This is a genomic window from Alicyclobacillus acidoterrestris (genome assembly GCF_022674245.1).
GTDB classification, from domain to species: domain Bacteria; phylum Bacillota; class Bacilli; order Alicyclobacillales; family Alicyclobacillaceae; genus Alicyclobacillus; species Alicyclobacillus acidoterrestris.
The window spans coordinates 107,626-124,737 of the sequence record NZ_CP080468.1; the positions used below are offsets into that span (position 1 = coordinate 107,626).

Consider the following 17,112-nt stretch of genomic DNA (forward strand, 5'->3'; position numbering starts at 1 on the left):
GGTCAATGACATTCCGCACTGGTGTTGTTCTTTTCACAAGAACTGGACAGTGTAGCCTCATCTTTAGCACGTTGCCCAGCTCGTATGGCCGTATTTGAATATCTTCAGCAGGTTATGGCACATGGCAACTAACGACCATTCTCCCTTGACTTTTTCCAAGCCTCGTAAAGAGAATCGGTCGAATCCCCGGCAACCCTTAATCTGGCCATACACAGGCTCAACGATCACTTTGCGTCTCGCGTAGACGGCATGACCCTTCTTTGTTTTTAATTTCCGAGCCATCCGTTGCTTCACCGTGTAGTGTTTCGGTATTCGTCCTCTTGGTGACTCCGGCACCTCATTGTGTTTTTGACGACCCGTTGCGATATATGGGTCAATTTCTTTCTCTTGAAGCCATGTCACATCGTCTGCGGCAAAGTAGCCCGCATCACATGAGATTTTGCCAATTGCCGCTTTTGCATTCTCCTCGGTCATTTCAACCATGGTACGTAGGACGCCATGATCATTAGTGTGGTCTGTAACATCTGTTGCAACAATGATTTGGTACGCTTCATCTACGACAGACTGCACATTGTATGCTTGGATGAAACCGTCTTTCGATTTCATAATGCGGGATTCCGGGTCCGTGAAGTTCCGTTGTGCTTTGTCCCGCGGAACGCCTGCGGGATGACTCTCCTTGCGCGGACGGCCACGCTTTTTGACGCCTGTCTGGTTGGTGGGATCGTCATCGTCCTTCTTGTCTTGTTGTTCCTTTTGCTGCTGTTGTTCCATTTCTTCCTTGGCTTCCTGCTCCAAGGCAGCCATTGCTTCCTGGATTTTTGCTAATCGGCTTTCTCTGCGGGTTAATTCTTCAGGAAGTTCATCGCCCATGGTGTTACCATACTTCTTGTCTTCACTGCGGTCGGTGCGTTCAGCTTGCTGCGTAAGCTCGGCAATCTCTTGGCGTAGCCGTTGTTCTTGCTGTTTCATCCGGTCGTAACTCATTGCCTTATGCTTAGATGCGTTCGCCCGAATCTTGCTCCCGTCCAGAGCTACATGTCCGAGCTTAACCATCCCTGCATGCTGGGCAATCTTCACGACTTCCAAGAAAAGTTCCTTGAAGGTGCCCAGGTGGCGTTTGCGAGAATCACTGATTGTACGAAAGTCCGGAAACTGGTTTGCCGACAGGACTCGGAATGCTACAACATCTTGGCAAGCCTTTGCAATCTTTCTGGAGGAGTACACACCTGTGCAGTATGCATAGATAAGAACCTTCAACAACATGGCCGGGTGGTACGGAGGAAAACCGCGCAATTCCTGTTCGTACTGCTTGGTAATGACGGAGATATCCATATGATCGACCACATCACTGACGAAGTTCGCCAAGTGATTGTCGGGTAGCCATTCGTTCAAACTCGGTGGTAACAACATGAGTTGGTTCGGGTCGTAGTCACGGAACTTTTTTCCCAAGAGTCGAAGCCTCCATTGTGAATCCCAGTACAGGATACTTCGTTGTTGATCCGAAAATTCCCTGTTGGGAAACTTCAAGAATTACTCGGACACGCTCCTAGGACTGCAACGGCAAAGGCAGTGAATAGCGCGAGCCAGATCACTGTGTAATCACTCCGCGCCCTGCCGGTGGAGCCAAGCCACTTCGCGAGGCCGCGGATTCGGGTGTATTGGAAGAAAGGGCGGTCCGGGTAATATGGACGCGTACATTGCATCTGACCTGCGCCCGAGCAAAGTAAGCTGGCCATTGAGCACTAATCTGTCGCCACGTGTGTGGGTCTTCGATAAACAATCGCGTGCCGAACTGGCAAGCGTCCACATCGTCGGCTTGGAGCTTTGTCATCACTGCCTGCATATGCCGTTCCATGTACTTGGCAGTTTTCTGCTCAAGTTGCTGGTAAGTTTTCTCGCTCAACCGATCATTCGGACAAAGTCGGTCGATCTCCGCCCGCGCTTGAACCTTCACCAGAAAACTCACCCCATCGCTGCCAAACCGTGGAATGACCTGGGTGTGGGAACCGAGCAATCGCACGGCGCTTCCAACGTCGCCGTCCTTGGCGTCGCACGGCAGGGGGATGACCACCTGGCGGGTGTCCATCATGAGCCACGCGAGCCCCTTCGTCTCGTCCACCGTCAGGACGTCCACCATCTTTGCACCGCGAAACAAAGCAACCCCTTTCATGAGAATGTGGCCCGTAGCGCCTCTGTCTACCAACGACAGGACGGAGGCCTGCGACGGTGACAGGTACTCCTTCACTACCTCGAGTTGCTCACTGTTGACAACGCGGAACATCTCACCGATTTGCTCCACTAAAGCACGAAGGCCCAGCGCGTTCAGCGGCTCAGGTTCGGACGGTGCCGAAAGAACATCCTGGGCCTGTCCCGGTGTCACGAGGAACAGTTGATTGCGGCGAAAGTACCGGTTCCGCTCGAAGTAGTCAAGTGCCCTGTCAATGCCTTGCTTTGCGTAGTCGCTTCCGAACACCAACACCGTGTTGTGCGCCAAGTACATGAGGTGAGGTACGTCCGCCTTGAATTTATTCATCGCGTCTTCGATAATTGTGCCCGTCTCTTCACGGATAATGAAGGGCGCGCCGCCTTTCCCTGAACCTGAACCGCTCCCTCCAGCCGAAGGAGCGGCATCCGGATTGACGAGTTGGGCCGTCACTCGTACCAAGCCGTCGTCGGTCCGGTCGATACCAAGGGCTATGACGATATTCATGTCGTCGACCTCCTGAATGTCAAAACACCCTGGCAAAAGCAACGAACCGACGCTCGTCACGAAGAGGAAGGCCAGCTTACGCAGAAGGCGCGACCTCATGGCTGCCCCTCGCCATAGGGAGATTTTTTGGGAACTCGCGGTGCTGGACTGCGGTTGCTGACACGGTCGATCGGTTCAAGCTGGCCAGGGCGTCGCTTGGTCGCAAACCACGGAACCCGAAAGAACATATCCTTCATGTCCGACCAAGTAAACGGAGCGATGGGGGCCATGTATGGAACTCCGAAGGAACGTAGAGAGACGAGATGCGTCACAAGAACTAATCCGAGGACGACGATGCCGACCAGTCCGAAGATACCAGCTATGATGACAAATACGAATTGAATAATCCGGCTTGAATTCACAAATCCATATGCCGGAAGAGCAAACGACGCGACTCCGGTTCCTGCCACCACAATCACCATGCCCGGAGATACCAGACCCGCACGCACTGCGGCATCGCCGACAATAAGTGTGCCGACAATGCTGACCGATTGCCCAACCGCCCTTGGCAGTCGCGTTCCGGCTTCACGCAGGGCTTCAAAGGCACCCATCATCACGAGCGCTTCCAAGACGGTAGGGAACGGAATGCCGCGGTGTTGGGCCTGTATGCTGACGAGTAACGGTGTCGGTATTAGGTCCTGGTTGTAAGATAAGAGAGCTACGTACAGAGACGGCAACATGAGGGAAGACCAGTATGCGATGTGGCGCAAAATGCGAATGAACAACGTTAGCGTGTAGTTTATGTAATAATCTTCGGCTGATGCCAGAAAATTAATGAACTGTGCTGGTACCATCAAGCTGGTTGGCGCTCCATCGAGCATGATGGCGATGCGCCCCTGCAGCAGACTGCCCGTCACCCGGTCCGGTCGCTCGGTCTCTTCGGTTGTCGGAAACAGGGTGTACGGCGCGTCGCCGATCAGTTCGCGCAACTTGTTGATATCATTCACTCCGTCGATGGAAATCTTGCGCAGCCGTTGGCGCGCTTCGTCCACCAGAGTTGGTTTGGCGATGCCTTCGATATAGGCGATGCATACAGTAGTTTTGGAGTATACACCGATACGCATTGATTCGACCTTTAGGCGCGGACTGCGGATCCGCTTGCGCAGGAGCGCGATGTTGAGCTCCAAATGCTCGATGAACGCTTCCTGAGGACCCTCAATAGTGGGTTCGTTCTCAGCTTTTTCGACGGCCCGCACCGGAGGATTGCTGATATCAAGTACGAGAGCCACTTTGGAACCGTCGGCGTAGAGCACCACCTGGCCATCCGACACAGCAGCGTTCAATTCGTAGCGCAGTCCGATCGAACGGATGTGTACTGTGTGCAGGACGGACCCAATCTGCCGTATGTCTGATGGCCGTCGTGACAAGGTCTCAAGGGGCTGGAGAACACCCTCTTCGATTCGCGCAAGGTCCACCAAACCGCGCAGCCAGATCAAAAGTACGCGCGTACCGTGAACGTCGACTTCGCGGCGTAGCAAGTCGTCACAGTGTTGCCACTCCCCTTTAATCCAGCCACGTAAACCTTCTAGACGGGAGGGCAAGGGTTCATCCGGCTGATGCCACGAAGCATCCACCAAGCCGGCAATTCTGTCAGGATGGTTCCCGAGATCTTTGGCCTTCTTACCCCGCTTCTTAAGTAACACAGCATGCTCTCCCCGCGTGTAATTTCTCTTGGTATTTTGACCACATCCAGCCAAAGCTATTCACCAATATTTGGTATGCACGAGTTTTTTGTTGCTTTTGCGGGCAAGAGGGAGATTAACACGGTAATCCCTGTAATGAGGTGAAGAGTGTTCTTGAAGTTAAGGAGGTGTGTGATGCAGATAAAGTACAGTGAAGAACCAAGGGGGCATTGCTCTTCTATCATTTCTTCTACTGGGACAAGAATTTCTGATTTGACAGTAGTGAACGGAGAGGGTGATTTAAACTGAACAAAACCAAACATCAGGCTTATTGCAGAGAAACGTGACGAGCGTTTATGCATTAAATTGCACAATTGTACGTTTCCTGTATGCTACTTATTGCATATTGCAGCGACGGGCAGTTTACTGCAATAGTAATCCTATGTGATAGGGTACTATTGTTGGTAGCGCTTCGGCAAGGGTTTTCGCTTTATTAATTTGCGGTACTAAGAAAGCCGTTTAGTGGTGTGTCTGCGTGTGATTTCTATTACTCCATTTACCAGGATTCGTGTCATCGGTGATCACAGCATTGATAACATCAAGGTAGTGTTTTGCTTTGTCTTCTAGATATTTGACGCTTCGTTTCGCTTCCTCCACCTGAGCCAGAGCAACGGCCTTTTGTTTCAAAATAATTTCATAGCGTTCCTGAATGGTTGAAACGCCTTCCAAACACAAATCTACAAACCTTTTGATGTCTTTGATTGACATGCCACATTGTTTCAGAAATTTGGCAGCTGTAAGCCAATTTAAGGACTCGTCATCAAAAAGACGATTGTTATTGATGTCGCGCTGCACACTTGGGACTAGTCCCTTATCGGTATGGTAGCGAACAGTGTGTTCGGTCAAATCAAGCATCTTAGCTACTTCTTTTACGGTATACATTGCAAATCCACCTCGTAAAGATTTCGATCACAACCTCTTGACTTCGTGTTACTCGAAGGCTGTAACCTCATAGTACATCAAGTGTATCGACACCGTAAATCCGACAGTAATATACAAAAGGAGGAGTACACCGTGGATAAAAAAATCTGGTTCATTACGGGAGCCTCTCGCGGTTTTGGGCGCATTTGGGCCGAAGCTGCACTCACGCGTGGCGATAAGGTCGCAGCTACCGCCCGCACATTGGCAGACGTTGCCGATCTGAAGGAACGTTTCGGAGACGCCGTTCTCCCCATGGCGCTCGACGTAACTGATGCCGATCAGGCTCGACATGTCGTTCGGCAGGCACACGCGCATTTCGGCAAGCTGGACATTGTCCTCAACAATGCCGGTTACACCCTGGTCGGCACGGTTGAGGAGGCTAGCGAGGCCGAAGTCCGCGCTCTGTTTGACACGAACTACTTTGGTATGCTTCGGGTCATCCAAGCAGCCCTGCCTCTGCTGCGGCAACAGGGCAGCGGGCATTTACTCGGCGTCTCAAGCGGCATGGGGATTGTGGCGATGCCGCTCATCGGCTTCTATTGCGCCTCCAAATGGGCAGTCGAAGCGCTCCACGAAAGCCTGGCGCAAGAGGTCAAAGGCTTTGGCATCAAGGTGACGCTGCTCGAACCCGGCGCCTATGCGACCGATTTTGCAAGTCCCTCGTCGCTGAAGACCGCACCGGGAATTGACGCCTATGCCGATCTTCGGAGGCGGGTTTTCGGGGAGCTATCGAGCGAAGAACGCGGCGATCCGCAAGCGACAGCAGAAGCCATCCTCAAGATCGTGGACGCAGAGGATCCGCCGCTTCGATTTGCTGCCGGCTCCGGGGTCCTGCCGAGAGCGCGTGACGCTTATGCTGATCGCCTAGCCACCTGGGAGGCGTGGGAGGCTGTCTCGAACGCAGCGCAAGGCAAACCAAAAAATCAGCCATCGCACCATGAGTGACCCCAAAAAGCTAGACACTTTGCAATTAGGAAGCTTTCAAGGCATGAGTTCGGTATTCCAGAACTCATGCCTGTTAGTTTTGTTTTTTATGCGATGATAGTTATAGTTAAGGAAGCTAACCACCGGACTCGTGAAGGAGGCACATAAATTCGACGCAAAATCAGTGATGGTGCCTGGTCGAGGGAGACAGATAGAGTAAAGTTTTTAACACTGCTACACCAAGGGTACACCTGTGATACGCGCCACATCTTCCTGCCAAGCAACTAAGTCTGTAGCATCTACGTCGTGTAGGCTTGTTTTGCCACGAGCTCTCGCCGCGAGTTTCATCTCCTCGACGCAGCTGGTTAAAAAATTGCCCAAACTCTGGGCACCTCGGTCTTCGTCAAAACATCGGCGTTTGCTACCTTTTGCCCACGCTATGATCAAGTCCAAAATGCTGTGTAAAATCCCCTCTTCGGAATGTGTCGCATCATGCTCACAATCTACTCAACGGCTGATGGGCGTCACTTTCTTGTTGGTCTGAGACTTCTTGCTCCTTGCGCCACTTCCAGTATTCTTCCATGTTAAGGTAGCAACGGCCTGTTGTCCACGCCTCGTCAATCTCCATCAGCAGTGCCCCGATCAGCCGTATCACTGACTCCCGGTTGGGGAAGATGCGTATGACGCGCTCACGGCGCCGGATTTCTTCGTTCAGTCGCTCCACACCGTTGGTCGTGCGCAATCGCCGGCGATAACGCTCAGGCAAAGCCAGCACCGCAGTTACATCGTCGAACCCATCCTCCAGCACTTTCACGGCCTTGGGTGCCCGCTCAGCGTACTCCTCGGCAAACTTGTCTTTGAGTAGTCGAGCTGTTTGGATATCGGGCGCATCCAGGATGGCCCGTACACGTGTGTAGACATCCTCGTGCAGTGACTTTGGTGTAGCGTCCAACAGATTGCGCATAAAGTGTGTCTGACATCTGTGCCAGGTACAGCCTTGGAATTCCGTCTGAAGGGCACGGACGAGTCCTGCATGACTGTCTGAAACCACAATGTCTAGGTCTCGTAAGTCCCGTGATTTGAGCCAAGCAAAGAACGCCCGCCAGCTTGCCTCTGACTCACTGTCACCAATCATCAGGCCCAGAATCTCGCGATATCCATCTTCGTTAATACCTACGGCAATCATCACAGCTCGAGGCCGAACACGCCCGTCTTCCCGAATCCTGACCACCAGAGCATCGACCAGGACGAACGGATATCGGTGCTCCCGCAAGCTGCGCTCGTTCCACGCTGCGACGATTGGATCCAACCGCTTGCACAGCGCCGACACTGTGGACTTAGAAAATTCCGTCCCACAAAGCTCCTCCGTGATCTGGGCCACCTTGCGTGTCGATACACCGTTTATCACCATCTCCATCAACGCAATCACCAGTGCCTGTTCACTGCGCTGATAGCGGGCAAACAGCTCCGTTGAAAACTCGCCATTGCGAATCCGTGGAACCTGCAGGATGAGCCGACCAACACGTGTCGTGATGGGATGAGGCAATGTTCCGTTACGGTACCCTCGCCGCTCCTCAGTCCGCTCATACGGACTCGCTTTCAGCTGTTCCGTGACCTGAGCCTGTAATACTTGATTCAGCACCTGTTCGACCAACTTCGCGACACCCCCATCCTGCAGAAAGAGGTCTTTCAAAGATTCGTCATTCAGGGTAATCTGGTATTGAGCCATTTTCGTTTCCCTCCTGGTAATGTGGTTTTCTCCAATCTCACATTCTACCAAAGAGGGGCGGATGGCTCATATTTTATGCCCCGGGGTGCCATCCCTTTTTACACAGTATATTGGACTCTACTTGTGGTGAGCCGAACTAACCTCCCACTGGATATCAAAATCATGCTTTTGTAACCAGATTTTCATGCCCTTTATTAACCTCCTGTAATCGAGATACGCAAAAGTGCACAGCACGACAGGCGTACTGCTTTATAAATACTTTTGAGCTACTGACTTTACGTAACTCACCTTATTGGACCGTTCGCCTTAGCTATTATGCTTAATGAGAAAGGATATATATCATTTGTATTATTCCAAATATACTCATAACCACCCCTAGTACGCCTATTATATATACAATTTTTCTGGATCGATTCTTGAATAAAAAAATAATAAATATCACCATCATTAATATCCAAAAAAGAATCATAATTATCCCGCCGGTAGACACACAACCTCTTCCCTTCAAAATAAAGTAAATAGGCGCACGATAATGTATACGCCTATTTACTTTATTATATTTTCAGAAAAATTATACGCCCGGTATGTTATAGTAAGCCGAGATGTCTTCTTGATGGTCTGTCCAAGCTTTACCGGCAAAGGTGGCGCATGTTATGCCAAAACCTATCGCCACAACACCAGCGATAACTGCACTTGCACCTGCAGTTTCAGGAGCCGTTACTATCGCAATAATACCGCTCACCCCTGCACCTGCGGCTGCAGCATAGCAATCTTGCTCTGCATTAGAAGTATTACCCACTGCATTCTGATATGTGCTTAAACCACTTGCATTTTTACTACTTTGATAACCAGACCAAGTGCCGTGTCCACCTAAGCCAATCGACCAATACTTTGAGCTACTGGAGTAAATACTTTCATCCGCATAGTCTCCCCACCAGCCTTCAGAAGTGTCTGCACTGACATATAAAGGTTTAATACCGGTTCCAGTTGTTCCAGTAGCAGGTGAGTTATTCAGATTAATTGTAGTGGTCTGACCATTGGATGTAATAGTTACTACATTTTTAACTTTATCGAAAGTGGCGACAGTGCTTTGGCCGTTAGAAGTAACATCAACTACACGCTGAGAAGAGTTGTCAGTGACAGTCTGAACCTGAAGTGTTTGACCTGCCACTGTTGTGGTTGAGACTTGATTGGTTGGTGTAGTGCTTGCAAATGCAGTAATAGGTGTCATCATCATTGACGCAGTTACAAGACTTAATCCAGACATCACCAAATTTTTCTTTCTCATACTCATTTTCTCCTCCTTAGTATATATATCTAATTTTCGTTATTACAAAAACAGTCTATCACAGACATGTGGAAATGTGTGTAGAAATATAGAATTATACAAATAATTTTCCTATATGTGAGAGAGGTGGATAATTCGGATTGGAGATAAGAAAAATGGATATGAATCATCATATTGTGATTATTTAACTATTAAAGATCTCCCAACGAAACACAAATGAATTATGTTTCTTCGAGAATAAAAACCAAATCACGAGGAATTTTTCAGTTATGTCCAATATGTAACATTAGACTTCACGTTCTGGTGGCTCGGAGTCTTCCCGATGGCGTCGGGAACTGCAGTGGCTTAATGCCTTCTAGAATTTCAGTCTAGGAGGCATTTGCAGTTTTATGGACACTGTTTTTACGACGCTTAGGAGGCCTGTAGAACGATTTTGCAATATCTAACGACAAAAGTCCGCGAAACACGTCTTATACGGCTTGCTGGAGGCCTCATATACAATATCGGCACCATTGTACAGGGGAATGTTTCGGTAACCCCATTTGTTACGACATTTGGTACTTCTTTTGCTATCTCATTTGGCGTCGCAGTATCAATCTTCTCTTGAAGACTCTTAAATCCAATACCACAGAAACCTTTATCGTTGGATATGTGCAAGTCCACCACTCACATACATGTGGAGAAGTGGGATCGAATATCGACAACTCCGGAATTTGATGCACGTGAATCGTTGATAAAATCTCACGGGCGTTGACGGAGTGGGCCAAATCATCTACGTCTTTGATCGACGTACGATAGGACAGCAACGACTAACATGCCCGTCTGGAGGATATCCCCATAGATCTGATTGAAAGATTGCAGCATATGACCTACCTCCCCAACAAAAGTGGGTAGAGTATACCCGTCGTCAAGGCGAATTTAACTACTCTATTGTTTGGCATAATTGGGGGCTATGGAGATGACCCCAAAGCGCCGAAAGCGATCTGTCTCAATGCGTTACGTAATTGCGGGGAAGAAATTCAATGGGGTTTAATGGGATCCGTGGTCGGCTCTCAAATACATCAACCGACACATATTATTAAAACACCACGCACACCGTTTACACTTCAGTTCACGTGCTGAAACCAACCTTCTTTATAGCAAGAATAATGTCCCCTCATCACGCATTTGTAGCAAAATTCATTCGTCTCCCATGTCACTCTTGAGTCAGACATTAAGAGAGGAATGGTGTACGACACATGCCGCAATCCAAAACCCCCCTCAATCCGACCTACGGAGAAGCCGATGTTTATTATCGACATGCAAAAGGTGAAAATCTGTTTCTCGTTGGCTCGGAGGAGAATCCTTATAAAGGACCTTGGTTGCGCAAGCAGATCGAGATGTTCACATCGCTTGGCTGGAAATTTCTTGTTCTCGATATGAGTTCCACCGGCATGATGGGGCAACCCCATATTATTGGTGATGGTTGGTCACAAATTGAGAGAAACGCTATACAACAAATCACCTCACCGGTGATCATTCGAACACGTAATCTTACAACTCTACTCAATGCCTTGGACGAAATTTACGTACTCAAAACAGAAATTCCGGCCCTCAAGCACGTTGTCGTAGTTTATCTTGGTGCTAATCGAGCACTGAGTACAGACGACCGCACTGCACTATATGAAGCGCTTAAACGTCTTATGGATCGCAAGCACGGTGTATGGCTCGCTGCGGAACGTTTTCAGGCATTTCCGATGGAACACATGGAATCATTTCATACACAGATTGTTTTAACGGATGACGAAACAGATATTGAGATTTCCAAGTGGGCGAAGATGTTCCACATTGAGGATCTTGAATCGGTAGATGTCGACGAACAAGAAGCGTTATTCCTTTTTCGCGGTCGAAGCGAGGGTGCACAGCATTTGTATGTTTGTCCACTAACTAACAGAAAGGAATGGTGAACAGTGAAGGTTATCTACGACATCTCAGCCTTGCCAGAAATGAAAGATATAATCGCCCCACTTGAAGAAAAGCATGGTATACGGCTCGCGAGTCAAAACGAACTTGCACAACAACAAGTAGAGACGTTGAAGGGGCAACGCGCTATATCTAGTGACATGCGATTTGAGGATAAAACAGATGAGTATATCATCCAACAGCTTCAACAGTTTATTCAAATCGGACTGAAAATGTACTACATTGCGGCGGTTCGGGAAACAGACGAGTTTAAAGACGCTCTCTCCAAACTTGGAGTGACGTGTTATTTCATCACGGAACTTACCATCGATGGGGCTCGCAAATGGCTGGACATGGCGTTTGTAGAAGAGGGAGGAGAAAGTACCGACAGCAGTGCCAAAAATCCAGTATTTCAGCACATAAGCCACGTAGCAGTACAACAAAAGGAAGAACGAACTACGGTACCAACAAGGGCAATCGTGGTTTCGGGAGCTTCCGGCGCAGGCAGTACGTTTATCGGACTCCAGGTAGCGAAACGACTGTCACAGGCTAATCATGTTAACTATGTGGAAGCAGGTTTACGCCCATGCCTGACAACCTGGTACGGCGTAAGCGATGCAGATGAGGCGAAAGCAACATTATCAGAACCTGTACTTCCAGCCATTGAGGACGGGAACCTGCGCGTCTACACGCGTAACCCTTTTGGAGACGAAGCCATTTCCTTGCGAGCAGTCACGGAAACCATTACGCACATTCCGGGTGTGGCAGTTTATGACATGGCTCTTCAAGACTACCTGGCATCAGTTAATCACTCGTTTGCACAGGAAACAGTTCGAGTACTTGTGACCAATACAGATTTACATCGTTGCAGATACCTTGAAAGTCTTCCGGCAGATATTGTGGTCGTTAATATGGCGCCAACGCGTTTGCCCATTGACGAAGCTGAGTTTGAGGATTACTGGCCAAATGCAAAGGTCGTGTTTGTGCCATACGAGCCTGAGCAATCTCTTGCAGTGGTCCAAGGACAACCGGTGATTCTTCATTCTACGGGTGTTCAAACGGCGATTCATAAATTGGTGACCCACATAGAAGGGGGAGTAGGGCATGCAGATTCTCTTGTTGGATGATTCAATTCATGCGTCATCTCGAATGAATCAGTTGAAAGGATATAAGGTTGAGCATTGTCGCACCATGCGGGAAGTAGCCGGAATGACCCCTGAACTGGTTATTGTCGATGAAGCAACGACCCCAGAAGCCGTGCGCGAACTGCAAGAATGGGGTCTATCTGTTTGCATGGTTGCTGAGCGCGTCACTGTGTCATTGCGGCGTAAATATCCAATGTTACAGGATATGGTGACAATGAAGAGTCTGCTGTCGTACGTTAAAGATCATGTTTCTACAAACAAAGAGCCAGTTGAGTTAAAAGAGGCGGACCAAGTGGCTGCGACACAAGAGAGGACGGTATCCACATCAAAAGAGGAACATGTGGTAAAAACTGTCCCGATGCCTTCAGTTATTCGCCCACCGGTCAAAGGCGCACACATTCTCGGTTTCTTATCTCTACGCAATTTTGGTGGGGGATCAGGAAAAACGGGTGTACTTTACAATTTCGCAGCGTATGCGGCCGAAGAAGGATGTAAAACGCTTGTTGTGGATTTGGATCCAAAAGGTCTGTTCGGTTATCTCGCAGGTTCGCAACAAGATTTAACAACCCATCACTGGACAAATCTTATGCGACAGAATCCTGAGGGCTTATCCGAACGTGCTGTCTTCGACAATATCGAACTTCATGAAAAGTATGGCTTCTACATGATTACAGCCGCGTCCCGTGAAGAAATGATTCGCCGGGAAGAGTTCCGATGGATTCTTGAGCAAACACGGCCGTACTTCGATCTGATTTTGTTTGACATGCCGTCTACATGGGAAGACACAACACTGGATCTGATGCAAAAGGCGGACAAGTTATACATGTTTGGCCTCTACGACCAAATGCAATACGTCGAGTTTAAGAAATCTATACAGAGTGCAACTCATCCACTCATCGGTGGGACGACCACGGACAAAATGGTCATTATGCTCGGGCGTGCGTATATCGGGAAAAATCGAGAGATTGAAATTGAGGAAGTCCGTAAACAGTTAGGCGTCGAGCATGTATTTTTAATCCCAGAAGACCCGTTATTTCAAAGGTATCGGAATCAGCACAAGGCAATTGTCCTTGAAAAACCGGCTGCGGCTTCAGCTAAAGCAATGGTCCCATGGCTTGAACAGCAACTCGATATGACTATACCAGTTACGAATCTGCCAGCTCTGTACAAGCCGAAAAAAGGTGTCTTTGAATGGCTTTTTGGCTCAAGTAAACGCAAAACGCCTGTAGGAAAAGAGGTGTAAGGCTTGAAAACCTCTAGTGTTCTTCGCAGCATGGCAGGGCTCGCAATCATCGGTGCAGCGGTGGTTGCGGGTTATGCGGTATATGCAGCACAGAGAACCCAATCGGTTGTAGTTGCAACACGAACCATTCCACCGTTTACCAAAGTGAGTGCTGCCGACGTGACGAAGATACAAATTCCTGTGAAAGCAGTGCAGAAGGACGCGATCTTAAACCCCTCGCAGATTGTTGGACACCTGACGAGTATGACTATTTTGCCTGACGAGCAGGTTCGCCCACAAATGATAAGTTCGAGTAATTCATTACAGGGGCTCGTCAATAACATCACGGGCACATCCAATGTGACGTTTCCTATCTCATACAAACAGGGATCTATGGACCAGTACATTCAGCCTGACACGTATGTGGATTTAGTTGAACAAGGTCAAAACGGGACGACACTACATGCTGATCACGTTCTTGTACTGAATAATACAGGCTTCGATTCAGTTCCGAATAATCAATCGAACAATCAAAACCAGAATATGACGTTAATCTTGACTTTACCTGAAACAACGTATTTGTCGATGGCACAAAATTTGGCCAATAGTAATGTCCAGGTACTCATGATTAATCAGACCGCATCACAGCAGGGCGATGGACAAGTACAAACCGCGCAGGCCGTTCAAATCACGCCAACTACATCGAATTCATCGACAGCCGTTCAAGCGGCAACGTCTCAAGCCACACAAGGGTTGTCGAATCAGAAACAGGCTGGCACAACGGTTCTTCAGTCACTGCCAAGTTCAAAAACGAAATGAAACCTCGGAGGTGGAACACATGGCAATCGAAAATCCTGAAGAAGTACTGGCTCAAATTCAAAGAAATAGCTCCAGGAGTTTACAACGTGTCGTTGATGAATCAAGAAACATCCGTCAGAACTATCAAGAACGTAAGATTGGTGACGGAAATCTTATGGAGCAGCAGGTGAAAATTTTACTCGATTTCATATACAACAAAGACATTGATTTTCTTCGTCAAGCACCAACGGAGGCGGAGACAAAGGCAAGGCTCGCAAAGGCAATACAGCAAGGTGATGTGGAGCGTTTGGCGGTTAATGTCAGGGATGCAATTGAACAAGTGGCTATTCACATGTATCACCACGGCATTCTGCAACCGCTTATGGACGCAAGCCGTCCCGATGTTACTGACATCTGGGTATTCGGAAAGTATGGGATTATGTATCGCGAATACGGTCAAAATCATTGGTTTGTCAATCAAAGTGGGGAACGTATTCACTTCGAATCTCACGATGAACTGAGACGGTACATCGAAAGAAAGCTTGGAACTGAATATCGCCTCGACCTTTCAGCTGCCTCTACGAATGCAATCTTTCCAGACGGATCGAGATTGATATACAGAGACAAAGCGTGCGGCTTCTCAACATGGATAAATGGCGAATACGTCCTATTTCAAAATGAGCCGATTCTTTGCATACGACGATTTGGACGCGCGTTTTCACTCGAAGAACTGATGATGACCGGAATGTTCACTGCACGAATGCGGCTATATTTTGAGTTTCTTGCCCGTATTCGCGAATCATTTCTTATAGGTGGACCAACGGGTTCAGGGAAGAGTACTTTGCAAAACGCCATTATGGAGTACCTTCCTCAAAACGAATTAACTGCAATGCTGGAGGACACACCCGATGCAAAAATTCGAGGCGGTTTCTTTCTGAGATTATACACGCAGGAAGCCAACGGTGAAGACAAAGGCGAGATAACGATTGGGAGAAACCTATTTGACGTAAAGCGTTTGAACTCACAAAACACACTCGTTGGTGAGATGCGCGACGGATTTACAGCAATGCGGGCAAGTGATGTCGCGATGATGACATCGGGCCTGTTTTCGACAACAATGCACGCAGAAACAATACGCAAGATGATTAAAGCTTATATCAATATGCTTAAGTCGTCTCCTGATCGACCGAGTGAAGCGTACGCATTTGACCTGTTTGCAACTTGTTTCCAACAGCTAATCAGTGTCGAGCTAGTTCACAATAAGCCGCTTGTCACAGAAATCGGGGAAGTTCTCGGAGCAAATGACAATGGTGTTGATTGGCGTCCAGTCTTCGAGCGCAAGTACAGTTCAAACAAGGTAATCTTCCATGGTCTTTCTGAGCGCATGATTGAACGAGCCTATAAGTATGACGTAGTGATCCCGGAAGAACTTCTCAGCCCTGGGGAGGAATCAATCGAATGACTGCCGCGGTCGGTGTCTCTATCTTAATCCTGGTTGCTGTTTGGTTACTCGGTGAAGCAAAGAGAACGGAACGCCGGCGAGTTTTGACCCAAACGAGGCAGTTCTTCGGAAACGTCGTCATGCTCGGTAAACGAACGTCGTATTGGCAGCGTTACCTCGACAACTTGCAAATTCAACTTAATCGTATCGGTGTAACGCTACCCGTTCGGAAGTACGGGAAATACGCAATAGTTGGCCTGGTTATGTTGGTTCTGTTCACACACGAAGTTATGCGAATACCGATTACCATTTCATTGACGGTCGCATTCTTACTATTGCTCTTCCCCAGACAAATTGTAGGGGAACTTTCTTCTCGATACGTGGTTAAACTTCGAAAACGCCTTTTGGTGGACGTCATTGAACCAGGGATGCACGTTTTGAAAAGTAGCTCGTTGCACGAGCTGTGTCAAGAAATTGAGCAAGAAGCAAAATCCCCAGTTATTCGTAGGGAATTCCGATACATCAATGAACTCGGGCGGGTTCCTGGGATGGACGTTGGTAAGGCGATGAAAATTCGTGCTCAGACTCTTGGTTTAAAAGAGTTTGAGTTGTTATCTACTGTTACGATTGAAGGCTCTCAGTGGAACGCTCGATTAACGGAAGTTTGGGCTGTCATTCACAAACTTTTATCGGAAAAAGTAAAGACGCAAAACGAAATTGCGGCATCTGTCTCTATGTATCGCATGGTGGCAATGGGACTGTTTTTAGCAGCAGTAGTGGCGGTTGTGTTTGCTTGGCCACTTATGCATGTGCATGGCGTGGCTCAAGTTGGTTTCTTTATTTTACTCGTGAGTTATTTTGTGGGAATTTCACAAGTTGTAAAAACCAAAGAAGTTTAAACTGGAGCGTTTTCGTCACAAATTACGTTACAAAAACGCCCCAGAATAATATTCACAGACAGTGGTCTTCACCACGACTCTAGAATGCTAGCCAGTAACTTGCTAGCAAGATTGTAGCAATGGTGCTAGCAAAAAGTGAAGGGAGGAGGTGATTGAGATTGCTTCGTGCTTAGTAGGTTCCTTAGTTGTCTTAGCCGGGCTTCTCTGGATACTAAGTGGGACTATGGCGCGAAAACAGATTCGGGTAGCAACGACCAGGGCATTCGAACGACCGAGAAAACCATCAGAGACTGAGAATCCACGTACGCCACTCGGACGGTTTCATTCGACGTACGAAAAGTGGCTGCGTCAATCAGGGTCGAAGCGGACACCG

Annotated in this window: 13 protein-coding genes; 7 read left to right on the plus strand and 6 right to left on the minus strand. The window is 48.4% G+C overall.

Annotation, left to right across the window (positions count from 1 at the left end; translation table 11 throughout):
• Positions 1-63: 63 nt before the first annotated feature.
• The 4 genes from K1I37_RS21380 to K1I37_RS21395 form a co-directional block, all read right to left on the minus strand.
• A complete protein-coding gene (locus K1I37_RS21380; RefSeq protein WP_021297070.1) occupies positions 64-1,449 on the minus strand; it encodes an IS1182 family transposase in 1,386 nt (461 codons plus the stop codon).
• Between the two features lie 139 nt (positions 1,450-1,588).
• Positions 1,589-2,809 (minus strand): Ger(x)C family spore germination protein, encoded by a 1,221-nt coding sequence (locus K1I37_RS21385; protein WP_146824835.1) that lies wholly within the window; start codon positions 2,807-2,809, stop codon positions 1,589-1,591.
• Entirely contained in the window at positions 2,806-4,392 is a 1,587-nt protein-coding gene (locus K1I37_RS21390; RefSeq protein WP_242216033.1) for a spore germination protein, read from the minus strand. The genes K1I37_RS21385 and K1I37_RS21390 overlap by 4 nt, the downstream gene beginning before the upstream one ends.
• A gap of 498 nt (positions 4,393-4,890) precedes the next feature.
• A complete protein-coding gene (locus K1I37_RS21395) occupies positions 4,891-5,313 on the minus strand; it encodes a MerR family transcriptional regulator (protein WP_146824833.1) in 423 nt (140 codons plus the stop codon).
• 132 nt (positions 5,314-5,445) lie between these two features.
• On the opposite strand from K1I37_RS21395, the gene K1I37_RS21400 reads away from it, so the two are divergent.
• Complete coding sequence (locus K1I37_RS21400) at positions 5,446-6,297, plus strand: SDR family NAD(P)-dependent oxidoreductase (protein WP_021294749.1); 852 nt, start codon at positions 5,446-5,448, stop codon at positions 6,295-6,297.
• A 475-nt stretch (positions 6,298-6,772) separates the two neighbouring features.
• Here K1I37_RS21400 and K1I37_RS21405 read toward each other — a convergent pair whose 3' ends face one another.
• On the minus strand, positions 6,773-8,005 hold the full coding sequence (locus K1I37_RS21405) for an IS256 family transposase (protein WP_242216034.1): 1,233 nt from the start codon (positions 8,003-8,005) through the stop codon (positions 6,773-6,775).
• A gap of 571 nt (positions 8,006-8,576) precedes the next feature.
• Positions 8,577-9,293, minus strand: a complete 717-nt coding sequence (locus K1I37_RS21410; RefSeq protein ID WP_031218411.1) for a geobacillin-26 family protein — start codon at positions 9,291-9,293, stop codon at positions 8,577-8,579.
• Positions 9,294-10,531: 1,238 nt separating this feature from the next.
• Here K1I37_RS21410 and K1I37_RS21415 point away from each other — a divergent pair.
• The 6 genes from K1I37_RS21415 to K1I37_RS21440 are packed head-to-tail and all read left to right on the plus strand — an operon-like array spanning position 10,532 to position 16,739.
• On the plus strand, positions 10,532-11,239 hold the full coding sequence (locus K1I37_RS21415; RefSeq protein WP_021296033.1) for a hypothetical protein: 708 nt from the start codon (positions 10,532-10,534) through the stop codon (positions 11,237-11,239).
• A 3-nt stretch (positions 11,240-11,242) separates the two neighbouring features.
• Positions 11,243-12,361 (plus strand): CpaE/TadZ family protein, encoded by a 1,119-nt coding sequence (locus K1I37_RS21420; RefSeq protein ID WP_021296032.1) that lies wholly within the window; start codon positions 11,243-11,245, stop codon positions 12,359-12,361.
• Positions 12,339-13,622, plus strand: a complete 1,284-nt coding sequence (locus K1I37_RS21425) for a CpaE/TadZ family protein (protein WP_021296031.1) — start codon at positions 12,339-12,341, stop codon at positions 13,620-13,622. The genes K1I37_RS21420 and K1I37_RS21425 overlap by 23 nt, the downstream gene beginning before the upstream one ends.
• Positions 13,623-13,625: 3 nt before the next feature.
• On the plus strand, positions 13,626-14,420 hold the full coding sequence (locus K1I37_RS21430; RefSeq protein ID WP_021296030.1) for an SAF domain-containing protein: 795 nt from the start codon (positions 13,626-13,628) through the stop codon (positions 14,418-14,420).
• Between the two features lie 19 nt (positions 14,421-14,439).
• Entirely contained in the window at positions 14,440-15,861 is a 1,422-nt protein-coding gene (locus tag K1I37_RS21435) for an ATPase, T2SS/T4P/T4SS family (RefSeq protein ID WP_021296029.1), read from the plus strand.
• Positions 15,858-16,739 carry a hypothetical protein gene (locus K1I37_RS21440; protein ID WP_021296028.1) on the plus strand — a complete coding sequence of 294 codons (882 nt, stop codon included), beginning with the start codon at positions 15,858-15,860 and terminating at the stop codon, positions 16,737-16,739. Before K1I37_RS21435 ends, K1I37_RS21440 begins: the two co-directional genes overlap by 4 nt.
• Positions 16,740-17,112 lie beyond the last annotated feature (373 nt).